This window comes from Nocardia veterana NBRC 100344 (assembly GCF_000308855.1).
Classification (GTDB): domain Bacteria; phylum Actinomycetota; class Actinomycetes; order Mycobacteriales; family Mycobacteriaceae; genus Nocardia; species Nocardia veterana.
Window position 1 is genome coordinate 1 of sequence record NZ_BAGM01000126.1, and the last position, 13,039, is coordinate 13,039.

Consider the following 13,039-nt stretch of genomic DNA (forward strand, 5'->3'; position numbering starts at 1 on the left):
CACGCACCAGCAATCTCACGGGATTCAACCCGCTCGATCGGTTGGGCAACTTTTACAGCTTAGCTCAGCGAGAAGCTCCCGACCAAATCGGGGGTCCCTCGTGCTGAACCAGTGTGATTGCCAGGCGCTCCTCGTCCGACCTCGTGTCCCGGGCCTCTCGGCTCCGGGTCGGCGTCCGTGTCGCTCTGACCTGGAATAAGTTACGTGCCAACCGCATTCGAAGTCAAATCGCCTGGTCATCCGCCATAACAACGCACTTCCCACGCTGTCGCGCCGAACTGTTCACCATCGGACGGCCGGGGAGAAGTTTCGCGGGGCGGTCCGCGCCGGGCGGCTCAGTAGTCGCAGAGTTTTATCCAGTCGTTGTCGGTGTCTCGGTTGTCACGCACGAACAAGCCCGCATCGTCGACATAGGGCACCGCCAGATCGAAGTCTCCGCTGCGATAGACGAGCCACTTGTTCTTCTTGCCGTGCAACAGCCGGGCATCCTCCGCACCTTCGAGGAATCCGTCGAAGTCGAAGTCGTGGTCCTCGTCGGAGATCTTGTTGTCGCTGTCGAGGTAGGCGTACTGGTAGGTGTAGGCGTAGAAGTAGCCCCACTTGCCCACCCGGCCCGAGCAGCTTCCGGAGTTCGAATGCGAGGAGGACGCTGCCTGCGCGGTGGCCGCACCGAACGCGAGCACTATCCCCACCGCTGCGAGGGCGAGCCACAGACGTTTTCTCATGGCGAAAACGCTAGAGCCGCATGGCATTCGGATTCTTATCGCCGACATAAGGATGCCGACGAGCAGTAAGCGGGGCTGCCGCTCGCCTGACGCCGGGCCGTTTATTTAGGTTAGCCTAAGCTGCATGACTGAGGTCGCTTCGGGCGCGGGCCCGCGCGTGGGAGGTTCGACCACCACCCGAACAGGGCGCGGGTCCAACCGGCCCGCGATCTCCGCCTCGCGTCGGCGGCGGCGCACCCGAAAACCCGTGCGGCGGGCGCTGACGATGCTGCACCGCTGGTCGGCACTGATCCTCGGGATCGTGCTCGTGGTGCAGTCGACATCGGGCGCGATTCTGCTGTATCACACCGAGTTGTTCCGGGCCTCGCACTCGACCTTCTACCGACATACCGAGGGCGATGCCCTCGAAGCGGACCGCTCGGTCTCCTTCGACCGGGCGGTTGCGTCCGTCCACGAGGACGATCCGAGCTACCCGATCGGCTGGGTGGGGTTCGATCACGGCGTGGTCGTGGTCGGCAATTCCGATTTCACCGAGGCCTACGGCATCGACCCCGGGACGGGACGGATCAACGAACGTATCCGGCTCACCGACGGCGCCCTGGGCTGGCTGGTCGATCTGCACGACTGCGCGTTCGGGTGTGTGAAGTATCCCGGGGCCGTCCCCGCGCTGCGAGCGGAGGCGCCACTGCTCGGCGTCACCTGGGCGGCGGTGATCCTGGCCGCGATCGGATTGCTCCTGGTGCTGCTGGCGGTATCGGGAGCCGTGGTGTGGTGGCCGTCGTTCGCCCGCCTGCGGCACGGTTTCCGGGTGCGGACGAACAAGGGCCGGTTCGCCCGGGACCGGGATCTGCACGACGTCATCGGCATCATCAGCGTGCCGTTTCTGCTGATGTGGGGAATCACCGGCGCCGCGATGGAAGTGCCCGCGATCGAGAAGGCGTGGCTGACGATCACCGGCGGTACGAGCGAGCCGCTGCCGCGGGATACGTTCGCACCCCGGCCGACCGCCGCGGATCGGCCGGCGATCGCCGCGGGCGAGGCGAGCCGGATCGCGATCACGCAGCACCCGGGACGCCTCGCATATCTCGTGTTGCCAACCCCGGAAAAGGACTACTACCAAGCGTTCGTGGCGGGAGACTACGCGCCCTACGGGCACCGAGCCTTCTACGGCGGCGATGTGGTGGTCTACATCAATTCCCACGACCCGTCCGACACCGAAGTCGTCGACGCGTCCCACGACCGGCCGCTCGCAAACACCTTCTACGCCAAGGTTTTCGAACCCGCCCACTTCGGCTGGATGGTGAACGGCTGGTGGCGGCTGATCTGGCTGGTCCTCGGTCTGACCCCGTTGGCTCTCGCTGTCACCGGACTGTCCACCTGGCTGTTCAAACGCCGGGTGCGCAAGCGCAAGCGGACCGCCCGACTCACCCCTGCCCCGACACGCCGGTAGCCGGCCCGCCCGAAGGCGGACCGGCTACCGGTTCGAAAGAGGGGATGGACTCAGAAGTCCATGCCGCCCATGCCACCGGTCGGGTCGCCCGCGGGAGCGGCGGCCTTCTCCGGCTTGTCGGCCACGACGGCCTCGGTGGTGAGGAACAGCGCGGCGATCGACGCGGCGTTCTGCAGCGCCGAACGGGTCACCTTGACCGGGTCGGCGACACCCGCGGCCAGCAGGTCCTCGTACTCGCCGGAGTCGGCGTTGAGGCCCTGGCCGGTCGGCAGGTTGGCGACCTTCTCGGCGACCACGCCGGGCTCGAGGCCGGCGTTGAAGGCGATCTGCTTCAGCGGCGCGGCCAGCGCCACCTTCACGATGTTCGCGCCGGTGGCCTCGTCACCGGTCAGCTTCAGGTCGTCCAGCGCGGGGCCGGCCTGCAGCAGCGCCACACCACCACCGGGGACGATGCCCTCTTCGACGGCGGCCTTGGCGTTGCGCACCGCGTCCTCGATGCGGTGCTTGCGCTCCTTGAGCTCCACCTCGGTGGCGGCGCCGGCCTTGATCACCGCAACACCGCCGGCCAGCTTGGCCAGGCGCTCCTGCAGCTTCTCCCGGTCGTAGTCCGAATCCGAGTTCTCGATCTCGGTGCGGATCTGGGCGACGCGACCCGCGATGGCGTCGGCATCACCGGCACCGTCGACGATGGTGGTCTCGTCCTTGGTCACCACGACCTTGCGGGCCTGGCCCAGCAGGTCGATGGTCGCGGTCTCCAGCGACAGACCGACCTCTTCGCTGATGACCTCGCCACCGGTCAGGATGGCGATGTCGGCCAGCTGCGCCTTGCGGCGGTCGCCGAAGCCCGGGGCCTTGACGGCGACGGACTTGAAGGTGCCGCGGATCTTGTTCACGACCAGGGTCGACAGGGCCTCACCCTCGACGTCCTCGGCGATGATCAGCAGCGGCTTGCCGGCCTGGATGACCTTCTCCAGCAGCGGCAGCAGATCCTTGACGGTCGAAACCTTCGAACCGACGAGCAGGATGTAGGGGTCCTCGAGGACCGCTTCCTGACGCTCGGCGTCGGTGACGAAGTAGCCCGAGATGTAGCCCTTGTCGAAGCGCATACCCTCGGTCAGCTCCAGCTGGAGGCCGAAGGTGTTGCTCTCCTCGACGGTGATGACGCCTTCCTTGCCGACCTTGTCCATGGCCTCGGCGATCAGCTCACCGATGGACGCGTCGCCGGCGGAGATGGCCGCGGTGGCAGCGATCTGCTCCTTGGTCTCGACCTCCTTGGCGGTGTCGAGCAGCTTGGCGGTGACGGCCTCGACGGCCTTCTCGATGCCGCGCTTCAGGCCCAGCGGGTTCGCACCGGCCGCGACGTTGCGCAGACCCTCGCGCACCAGCGCCTGGGCGAGCACGGTCGCGGTGGTGGTGCCGTCACCGGCGACATCGTCGGTCTTCTTGGCGACCTCTTTGACCAGCTCGGCGCCGATCTTCTCGTAGGGGTCCTCCAGCTCGATCTCCTTGGCGATGGACACACCATCGTTGGTGATCGTGGGGGCGCCCCACTTCTTCTCCAGGACAACGTTGCGACCCTTGGGGCCCAGCGTCACCTTGACCGCGTCGGCGAGGCTGTTCAGTCCCCGCTCGAGACCGCGACGGGCCTCTTCGTCGTACGCAATTGTCTTGGCCATTGCGTTGAGATCCTCCACATGTATATGGGGCTGACACACAGAGCGACCGCAGGTTGGATCGCCCCATTACGCTGGCCAGGTTCGGTGCCCGCGACGGACGACCGAGGGTGTCTGGGAACCCGGTCTCACCTGCCCGACCTAGCACTCACTGGTCGAGAGTGCCAGGACCTTTCTAGCACTCGACGGTATCGAGTGCAAGGTTACGGACCAGATGGCCGGGCCGCTCGCGATCGCCGAGATCCGGCGACCATGTCGTCGCCGCGCCGCAGCCGACCCGGCGACGATCACGTGTCGTCGGTGACCCGCAGCGCCAGGGCCACGAAGGCGTCGGTCCGGCGCTCCTCCGGACTGCGCGGTTCCCCGCGTTCGACGGTCACCTGTTCGGCGTCGTGGAGCAGCAACTCCGCCTCGATTCGCATGATCGCCCGGATGAACGGGGGCGCCACCTCGGGCGGCAGATCGCCGTTGACGATGTAGCTGCCGTCCGGGCCGTCCTCGGTTTCGACATAGGACAGCGCGCGCAGCAGGTCTGCGCGTAGTTCCCCCGCGATCAGGTCGGAATCCGATCCATCCGCCATAGCAATATCGTATCCGGACCCTCGATCACCTCATCAGCCCCACAACTGCACAGCCGTACCGGAGCGGGATCCCGCATGTCGCGGCCCTCCTCCTGGGGCCGATGGGTGTGGTGCCCGCGGATCGCACCACTCGGCGTGGCCCGAGCCGATCAGGGGGCGGGCGGCGCGGGTGCGGACGGGGGCGCCGCCGGCTCGGGCGGGCTCGGCGGGGTGACGGGCCGACCGGCGGGGGGATCCACCGGGTTCGGCGGCATGAACTGCGCGAGCTGGGCAACGAGGTCGCGCTCGATATCGGCCTTGACCAGGCCGAGCCCCGACAGAACTCCGTTGCCGTCCTCCTGCTCGAGCAGTGCGAGCAGCAGGTGTTCGGTGCCGATGTAGTTGTGGCCGAGGCGAAGTGCCTCGCGGAAGGTCAATTCGAGGGTCTTGCGAGCGGCCGCGGTATAGGGAATGAGCGCGGGCACCTCGTCGGTCGCTGCGGGCAGGGCCGCCGTGGCGACGCGGCGGACCGCGTCGAGCGAGACCCCCGTGGCGACGATCGCGTGCGCGGCCAGTGCCTCCGGCTCGCCGAGCAGGCCGAGGACCAGGTGTTCGGGCTGGATCTCCGCGTTGCCCGCGCGCCGGGCCTCCTCCATCGATGCCATCACCACATTGCGTGCGCGGGGTGTGAAGCGCGCGAATCCGGCATTCGGATCCATCGCCGGATCGCCCGCCTTGGGGACGAACCGTTTTTGGGCCGCCTGTTTGGAGACGCCCATGCTCTGGCCGATTTCGGTCCAGGAGGCCCCCGACCGGCGGGCCTGATCGACGAAGTGGCCGATCAGATGGTCGGCCACCTCACTCATATGACCCGCGATGACAACAGCCTCCGAGAGCTGTTCGAGCACATCGTCGGGACGTGCGGTTTTGATGCCTTCGATCAGATCGTCGAGGCGAATACGTTCGGACATGCGTCAACTTTAGGTTGACTCAACCGATGTAGTCAACCGATAGTTGACGTCAATCGCAGTGCGCGGATCATGCGCCTTCGCAGTCGAGCGCACCGACGAGACGTACCGGGTAAACCATTCGCCGAAAGAGCTTGCCCGGGAGCACTTACCGGGATTCGGGCCTGCTTCGCCGGGCGGACCCGGGCGCATTCCCGCCCGGCGAATCCCCGCGGACGTTATTCGCCCGACGCTCCCGGCTCACGTTTCGGCCAGGTGATGTGCGGCAGCGTGATGTGCGGCAAGCGCAGTTCCGAGGTGGGTGCCGGTGTCGGGGCGGGAGAGGTGTTCCGGCGCAGGCCGGAGCCGTCGTCGGGGACCGACGTCGTCGGCATCGTCGCGCCCGGTGCGCTGCTCGTCGGACCACAACAGGTCGGGGTCCGATCGTCGGCACAGGCCGTCAGGGTGAGCGCGAGGACCGCCGACGACAGTCCGGCCACCAGGATTTTTCGCACGAGATCTCCCCTGTTCGGGCGCCGCACCTGCCGCAGCGCACGCGAATACGCTGCGGCACAGCACTTATGGATCTCGTATGGATTGCTGAACGACCGGGTCGGCCGATTATTCGGTGGCGATCCCGATCGCGACCGCGACCGGCTTGTCGGCCTCGCTCTTGGCCAGGCACACCAGCTTCGCGGTGCCCAGCGCCACATTCGGACTGCCCTCGAACTTCGAGCCGGGGTTCTCCGCCAGAATGCGGTCCATCAGCGACTTCTCGCCCTCGATATCGAGTTTGCGGAATTCGCCGCAGGTGGTCTGCGAGGCCTTCCCCAGGGAGGAGTTGTTCGGTTGCGCGGTGGGGCTGGGCGCCTCGGCCGGCGCCGACGACGCCGCTGCCGAGGTCGGCGGCACCTGTGCAGCCGAGGTGGCGACGGCCGAGCCGTTTCTGCGCAGGCCGTTGGCGTCGGTGGCCGAGTGGTCGTCGCCGCAGGCGGTCAGGGCGACGGTCAGCGCGCCCAGCGCGACGGCCGCCGCGGTCAGTCGTTTCACGGTGCGTAACCCCCGAGTGGTCCGGCTACGCCGAATCTCCTCCGGCGCGCGCCGAATACCTCCGGCGCGGCTCGCAGCGTACCGGCCCGGTCGCCGATTGAAAACCCGGGACCGGGTCGAAACCTCGGAACACCATGCGGCGCTTAGGGTTCCGTCAGCTCGGCGGCGGAACTGTGACTACTCGGCGCCTGCAGGGGCAGTCGAACGACGAACCGCGTGTCCCCGGGCGTGGATTCCACCCGGATGTCGCCGCCGTGTTTGTTCACCACGATCCGGAACGAGATGTCCAGCCCGAGACCGGTGCCCTCGCCGACCGGTTTGGTGGTGAAGAACGGCTCGAAGATCCGGTCCCGGAGCTCCTCGGGCACACCGGGTCCGGTATCGCCGATCTCGACTGCGGCACAGTCGTTTTCCCGATAGGTACGCACCGTCAGCGTGCCGGCGCCGTTCATCGCGGCAACGGCGTTGTCGATGAGGTTGGTCCACACCTGGTTCAATTCCGCTGCGTAACACGGCACCTCGGGCAGGGACCGGTCGTAGTCCTTGACCACGGTGATGTCGTCACCGATCTTGCGGGCCAGCATCACCAGCGTGCTGTCGAGCAGTTCGTGCAGGTCGACCACCTGGAACGGCGCCCGGTCCATCTGTGAATACTGTTTGGCCGCATGGACGAGAGCCGAGATCCGCCCGGTGGAATCGGTGATCTCGTTCATCAGCAGCTCGGTCTCGACCGTGTAGTTCAACCAGCGGATGGCGCCCTCGAATACGCCGTCGTCGCAACCCTCCAGCGTCGCCGCGACCTTCTCCAGCCAGTCGATGTCGAAGCCGGCCTGGACGAAGTTCGGCGCGAGATCCCAGCCGTTGGCGATGCCGTGGTCGGCCAGCCAGTCGCCGAGTTGATCCTCGCGATCGGCGGCCTCCATCGGGGTCAGCGTCGGCGCCTTGGCGACCTGGGTCGCCGCCTCCTCCTGCAACTGCACCAGCGCCTCGAGCGCGGCCGAGTCGAATTTGCCGTGCGCCATCATCTTCAGCTTGTGCCGCATCCCGGCGACCCGTTCGCGCAGCGATGAGGTGGCGCGTACCGCCGCGGCCGCCGGATTGTTGAGTTCGTGGGTCAGTCCCGCCGACAGCGAGCCCAGCGCCAGCAGTCGTTCCCGCCGGCCGATGATCTCGTTGGTGTTGCGATTACCGAAGAACACTCCCTCGAGCAGGTGCAGCGCCATCGGGAACCACTCCTGCATCATCCGCGCGAAGGTGGCCGCCTCCAGGACGAAGAATTTCGACCGCTTCGTCACGTAGAACGAGCCGGTGTAGTTCTGGTCGGCGCGTTCGCCCATATAGGCCGTCCACGCTCCCGCGTACGAGCCCCGATGGTCGGTACGGACCAGTTCCAGTTCCTCGCCCGAGGACATCTTGGTCATCACGACCTCGCCGTCCATCAGCACGTAGAAGCACGTCGCCGGTTCGCCCTCGCGATAGACCGGGCCGGGTTCGAAATATTCGACCCGTCCCTCGCGGCACAGCCAGGCCAGCTGGTCGTCGTCGAGTTTCTCGAACAGGAACAGGGTGCGCAATTCCGCGGGGTCGCATATCGTGCGCGCGCCCGATCGGTCGTCGGTCATGATGCGCCTCCTACTGTTTCGCGAGATACCGGTGGACCAGCATGACGGCCATCGCGCCCTCGCCGACCGCGGACGCGACCCGCTTGGCCGACTCCGAACGCACGTCGCCCGCGACGAACACACCCGGGATGCTGGTCTCGAGATGATGAGGCGGGCGCGGCAGCTCCCAGCCCGGTGGCCGCGACCCGTCGATCATCAGATCCGGGCCGGACAGGACGTATCCGAATTCGTCGCGGATGAGAAGTCCGTCCAGCCAATCGGTTTCGGGCGCGGCGCCGATGAACAGGAACAGACGCTCGGCGTCTACCTTGTCCTCGGCTCCGGTCGCGTTGTTGCGCAACACGATTCGCTCCAGGTGGTCACTGCCGTCGGCGGCGACGACCTCGGTATTGGTGTGCACCTTGATATTCGGAATGGCCTCGATCTGCTGGATCAGATAGTGCGACATCGACTGTTCGAGCGAACTGCCGCGGACCAGGATGTGCACCGCGCAGGCATGACGCGACAGGAAGACCGCCGCCTGACCGGCCGAATTGGCGCCGCCCACGATATAGACCTCGCGGTCGGCGCAATCGGCCGCCTCGGTCATCGCCGAGCCGTAATAGACGCCGCGGCCGGTGAAATCGTCCACCCCGGGGGCGGGATGGTGCCGGTAGTTGACGCCGGTCGCGATCAGCACCGCGTGGGCGCTGACGCAGGAGCCGTCGGAGAACAGGACCCGCCGCGCCGAACCGCACACTTCCAGCCCGACCACCTCGCGGGCGGTGATGAGTTCGGCGCCGAATTTCACGGCCTGGCGACGCGCCCGGTCGGCCAGCTGGGCGCCCGAAAGCCCGTCGGGGAAGCCGAGGTAGTTCTCGATCCGCGAACTCTGCCCGGCCTGCCCGCCGGTGGCGGTCCGTTCCACGAGTACGGTGCGCAGGCCTTCCGAGGCGCCGTAGACGGCGGCGCCCAGTCCGGCCGGGCCGCCACCGACGACGATCAGGTCGTAGAACTCACCGAGCGGGTCGGTGCTCAGGCCGACACATTCGGCCAGCTCGCTGTCCGAGGGCGACAGCAGCACGTTGCCACTCGCATCGATCACCACCGGACACTGCTCGGCCTCGGCGCCCGCCGCCTCCAGCAACCGCGCACCTTCCGGATCATCGGCCAGGTACCAGCGGTAGGGCAGCTGGTTGCGGGCGAGGAATTCGCGTACCTCGGAGCTGCGCGCCGACCAGCGGTGACCGATCACCTTGGTTTCGTGGACGGGCCGGCGCTCGTCGCCGCGCCAGGATTCCAGCAGCGCGTCCACCACCGGATACAACTTCTCCTCGGGCGGATCCCACGGCTTGAGCAGGTAGTGATCGAGGTCGACGACATTGATCGCGTCGATCGCCGCATTGGTATCGGCATAAGCGGTCAGCAGCACCCGGCGCGCGTACGGGTGCAGGTCGATCGCGTTCTCCAGGAATTGGATGCCGTCCATGCCCGGCATTCGATAGTCGGCGATCAGAACCGCGACCGGCTGACCGCGCAATTTCAGTTCACGGAGTACGTCGAGTGCCGAGGGCCCGGATTCCGCGCGCATGATGCGGTAGTCCGCTCCGTAGCGCCGCCGCAGGTCGCGAACCACGGCCCGGGACACCCCGGGGTCGTCGTCGACACTGAGGATTACCGGTTTGACGGCAGCTGGTGAAGTCACAGGGAAAAGTATGATCGCCCGAGCGACGAGTTGCCGAGAATGTTCGCTACGGGCACCACACCCATCACAGCCGCCGGTGCTGGACCAGGTCGAGTTCGCTCGGAGTGAGCAGCCGTTCGAGCCTTTCCTCCCGCTCGGCGAGGTTTCGCCGGAAGCGCCTGCCGTGGGTGCGGAACGGAACCGATAACGGCTCGGGTTCCGAATCCGGAAGTAGCGGAACCGATTCCGCCTGCCGGCGGTGGAGGATGGTTCGTATATTCACGGCCGATCACCTCACAGGGACGTAAAAGCCTGAGCTCCAGTCGGTTGCTTCGTTGCCTGCCGTATATCTATCCGCCATTGTGCGTCCGTCATTACGGCGGGCGAAACGGATCACATCAGAATGTGACCTAGTTGATCTTCAACGGCAAAGTGGTCCCCCTCACATGGCCGGGTGTCCGGTTGTCACCGTTAGGATTACCGTTACCGAGCGTCATAATCTCCCCCGCATCGATTTCGGAGGCAGCGTTGCCGAACACCCTGGAAGCCACCATCGATATTGCCGCCACGCCGGAGAAGGTCTGGTCGGTCGTCTCCGACCTGGGGCGGATGCCGGAATTCAGCCCGACCACATTGCGCATGATCCCGCTGGGGACGCCGGGCGCGGGCACCTGGACGGTGAACTTCAACAAGGTGGGACGCAAGTACTATCCGACCACCTCGCGAATCGTGCGGTTCGAGCCGAATCGAGCCTTCGCATTCCGGATGAACGAGAACGGCACCGTGTGGAGCTACACTCTCGAGGCCACCGGATCCGGCACCAAGCTCACCGAGCGCCGGGACGTCCCGAACGGGGTGCGCAAGCCGGTGCGGCTGATGATCGACAAATTTCTCGGCGGTGAGAAGCAGTTCGAGAGCGATCTGGTGGCCGGCATGAACGAAACCCTCGCCAAGATCAAGGCCGCCGCCGAGCGCTAGCGGCGCGCCCGCAGACAAGAACGTCGCGACCGCGTAGTTTGCCCGGCATGCGACGAATCACGGGCACGGTGGCGGTGATCGCGGGGACGACCCTGCTGCTGAGTGGTTGCGGCAGTTCGGATTCCGGTACCTCGCGCGAGGTCACGGTGGTGGGCACCGGTCAGGTGCGCGGGGCGCCGGACACCTTGAACGCCGATGTGGGTGTCGAGGTGACCGCGCCCGATGTGTCGACCGCGATCGAGAACGCCAACGCCAAGGCGAGCGCCGTCGACGACGCGATGGTGAACGCGGGGGCGAAACGCGAGGACATCCAGACCACCGACGTCTCGGTACAACCGCAGTACGGACCCGACCAGAAGGTCACCGGATACACCGCCACCAACACCGTGCATGTGGTGGTACGCGATCTGCCCAAGGCCTCGGCCATTCTGTCGGCGGCGGTCCGGGCCGGTGGTAACGACACCCGCATCCGCGGCGTCTCGTTCGCCCTCGACGACAATTCGAAGCTGCTCGCCGACGCCCGGGCCGGCGCCTTCGCCGACGCCAAGGCGCGGGCGAATCAATATGCGGTGCTGTCGGGTCTGACCTTGAAGGACGTCAAGACCATCAACGAGACGCGCAGCGGTGAGTCGGCGCCGCCGCAGGCCAAAACGCAGTTCGCCACACCGGACGTTCCATTGGAGCCCGGTCAGCAGACGGTGACCTTCACGGTGACGGTCACCTGGAATATGGGCTGAGCCGCGGTTCGCCGGGCGGCGATTACTGCCAATTGGGCAGTTTCGCCACCTGCGCCGCATAGGACAGACCCGCACCGAAGGCGACCAGCAGCGCGGCCGCACCGGGCTTGCTCTCACCCGAGCGCAGCAGCGCCTCCATCGCCAGTGGCACCGAGGCGGCGGAGGTGTTGCCGGTCTCCTCGATGTCGTTGGCGAGCGCGCAGGTGGGCGACAGCTTCAGTTCCCGGGCCATGATCTCGATGATGCGACCGTTGGCCTGATGCGGAACCATCGCGTCGATGTCGCCGGGGGTGAGCCCGGCCTTCTCGATCGCGTCCAGGCAGACCTTCTTCAGCGAATGGGCCGCCCAGCGGAAGACCGCGGTGCCTTCCATCGCCAGGTAGGGGCGAACCGCGTCGGTGCCCTTCTCGTCGATCTCCCGGAAGAACTCGATCCAGTCCTTGTCCTGCCGGATGGCGTGATGCTGTTCGCCGTCGGAACCCCAGACCGTCGGGCCGATCCCCGGCTCGTCCGACGGACCCACGATCACCGCGCCCGCGCCGTCGGCGAACAGGAAGGCGGTACCGCGGTCGGTCGGATTGATCGTGTCGGTCAGCCGCTCGACCCCGACCACCAGGACATGGCCCGCGGTGCCGCCCTTGACCAGATCCGAGGCGAGCCCCAGCGCGTGGCAGAAGCCCGCGCAGCCGGCGGAGATGTCGAAGGCAGCCGGATTGTTCATGCCCAGTTCGGTCGCGATCTGCGGGGCCGCCGCAGGAGTGAGCAGCAGCCACGTCGAGGTCGCCACGATGACGCAGTCGACCTGCTCGGCGGTGATGCCGGCGGCCGCGATCGCATCCCGGGCGGCCGCCGCGCTCATGGCGACGATCGTCTCCGATTCGGAGGCGAAGCGGCGGGTCCGGATACCCGAGCGGGTGCGGATCCATTCGTCGCTGGAATCGATCGGTCCGGCGACCTCGTCGTTGGTGACGACCCGGGCCGGGCGGTACACGCCGAGCCCGAGCATCGCCGTGTGCTCCACCCCGGTTATCTGGGCGAGTCGAGCAGCCATCGCGCATCTCCTATGTACCTGCCGGCGGGCCGGGTCGAACCGGAAGCTGGCCCCGGTCCGTAGACATGAGGCCCCCTCATATTAGCCGGAATACTAATCGTCAGGGTGGGTATTGTCACAATCGATTCGTGCAGCACCGGCTCGCAGACTGGTTGCGTTACCAAACCGGTGGCGACCGGATCCAGCTCTTTCCGACGAGTCACCTGGAGGACACCATGCTCGGTCTCGGAATCATCGGGTGGATCATCATCGGCGGTCTGGCGGGATGGATCGCCAGCAAGATCATGGGAACGGATGCCCAGCAGGGCATTCTGCTCAATATCGTCGTCGGGGTCGTGGGCGGCCTGATCGGCGGCTTCCTGCTCCGGTTGTTCGGCGTCGACGTGCACAGCGGCGGATTCCTGTTCAGCTTCCTCACCTGCCTGGCGGGAGCTGTGATCCTGCTGTGGCTGGTGCGGCTGGCCACCGGTCGCAAACCGGTGGGCTGAGCGGGGCGCGGCGGCGGGTGCGCCCGATCGCGGCCACGCCACGGTGATGCGGTGTCCCGTAAGGTGTGAGCGCGGTCCCTCGAGCTGTCCGGACC

Annotated in this window: 14 protein-coding genes; 4 read left to right on the forward strand and 10 right to left on the reverse strand. The window is 66.7% G+C overall.

What is annotated here, in order from left to right:
* Positions 1–335: 335 nt before the first annotated feature.
* Entirely contained in the window at positions 336–725 is a 390-nt protein-coding gene (locus ON37_RS24200; RefSeq protein WP_157171569.1) for a hypothetical protein, read from the reverse strand.
* A 124-nt stretch (positions 726–849) separates the two neighbouring features.
* Here ON37_RS24200 and ON37_RS24205 point away from each other — a divergent pair, with 124 nt between their 5' ends.
* On the forward strand, positions 850–2,175 hold the full coding sequence (locus ON37_RS24205) for a PepSY-associated TM helix domain-containing protein (protein WP_083893250.1): 1,326 nt from the start codon (positions 850–852) through the stop codon (positions 2,173–2,175).
* A gap of 50 nt (positions 2,176–2,225) precedes the next feature.
* Here ON37_RS24205 and groL read toward each other — a convergent pair whose 3' ends face one another.
* The 8 genes from groL to ON37_RS24245 form a co-directional block, all read right to left on the reverse strand.
* Positions 2,226–3,851, reverse strand: coding sequence for a chaperonin GroEL (groL, locus tag ON37_RS24210; RefSeq protein WP_040722675.1), 1,626 nt, complete (start codon positions 3,849–3,851; stop codon positions 2,226–2,228).
* Between the two features lie 284 nt (positions 3,852–4,135).
* A complete protein-coding gene (locus ON37_RS24215; RefSeq protein WP_030516558.1) occupies positions 4,136–4,429 on the reverse strand; it encodes a hypothetical protein in 294 nt (97 codons plus the stop codon).
* Between the two features lie 149 nt (positions 4,430–4,578).
* Positions 4,579–5,379 carry a Clp protease N-terminal domain-containing protein gene (locus tag ON37_RS24220; RefSeq protein ID WP_040722586.1) on the reverse strand — a complete coding sequence of 267 codons (801 nt, stop codon included), beginning with the start codon at positions 5,377–5,379 and terminating at the stop codon, positions 4,579–4,581.
* Positions 5,380–5,594: 215 nt separating this feature from the next.
* Positions 5,595–5,870 (reverse strand): hypothetical protein, encoded by a 276-nt coding sequence (locus ON37_RS24225; protein ID WP_040722588.1) that lies wholly within the window; start codon positions 5,868–5,870, stop codon positions 5,595–5,597.
* A 106-nt stretch (positions 5,871–5,976) separates the two neighbouring features.
* Entirely contained in the window at positions 5,977–6,405 is a 429-nt protein-coding gene (locus ON37_RS24230) for a hypothetical protein (protein ID WP_051031985.1), read from the reverse strand.
* Between the two features lie 143 nt (positions 6,406–6,548).
* Positions 6,549–8,027 carry an ATP-binding protein gene (locus ON37_RS24235; protein WP_040722590.1) on the reverse strand — a complete coding sequence of 493 codons (1,479 nt, stop codon included), beginning with the start codon at positions 8,025–8,027 and terminating at the stop codon, positions 6,549–6,551.
* A 10-nt stretch (positions 8,028–8,037) separates the two neighbouring features.
* Positions 8,038–9,711: an NAD(P)/FAD-dependent oxidoreductase gene (locus tag ON37_RS24240; RefSeq protein WP_040722591.1), complete on the reverse strand. Its 1,674-nt coding sequence runs from the start codon at positions 9,709–9,711 to the stop codon at positions 8,038–8,040.
* A gap of 64 nt (positions 9,712–9,775) precedes the next feature.
* Positions 9,776–9,973, reverse strand: coding sequence for a hypothetical protein (locus ON37_RS24245; RefSeq protein WP_040722593.1), 198 nt, complete (start codon positions 9,971–9,973; stop codon positions 9,776–9,778).
* Positions 9,974–10,218: 245 nt separating this feature from the next.
* Between ON37_RS24245 and ON37_RS24250 the strand changes: the two genes are divergently transcribed.
* Both ON37_RS24250 and ON37_RS24255 read left to right on the forward strand, forming a co-directional pair.
* Positions 10,219–10,668 (forward strand): SRPBCC family protein, encoded by a 450-nt coding sequence (locus tag ON37_RS24250; RefSeq protein ID WP_040722594.1) that lies wholly within the window; start codon positions 10,219–10,221, stop codon positions 10,666–10,668.
* A gap of 47 nt (positions 10,669–10,715) precedes the next feature.
* Positions 10,716–11,405 carry an SIMPL domain-containing protein gene (locus ON37_RS24255; protein WP_051031987.1) on the forward strand — a complete coding sequence of 230 codons (690 nt, stop codon included), beginning with the start codon at positions 10,716–10,718 and terminating at the stop codon, positions 11,403–11,405.
* Positions 11,406–11,427: 22 nt separating this feature from the next.
* Here ON37_RS24255 and ON37_RS24260 read toward each other — a convergent pair whose 3' ends face one another.
* On the reverse strand, positions 11,428–12,456 hold the full coding sequence (locus ON37_RS24260) for a beta-ketoacyl-ACP synthase III (protein ID WP_040722596.1): 1,029 nt from the start codon (positions 12,454–12,456) through the stop codon (positions 11,428–11,430).
* Positions 12,457–12,671: 215 nt separating this feature from the next.
* On the opposite strand from ON37_RS24260, the gene ON37_RS24265 reads away from it, so the two are divergent.
* The gene (locus tag ON37_RS24265; protein WP_040722677.1) at positions 12,672–12,944 is read left to right on the forward strand and encodes a GlsB/YeaQ/YmgE family stress response membrane protein; all 273 of its coding nucleotides are present in this window, start codon (positions 12,672–12,674) and stop codon (positions 12,942–12,944) included.
* The last annotated feature ends 95 nt before the right edge of the window (positions 12,945–13,039 follow it).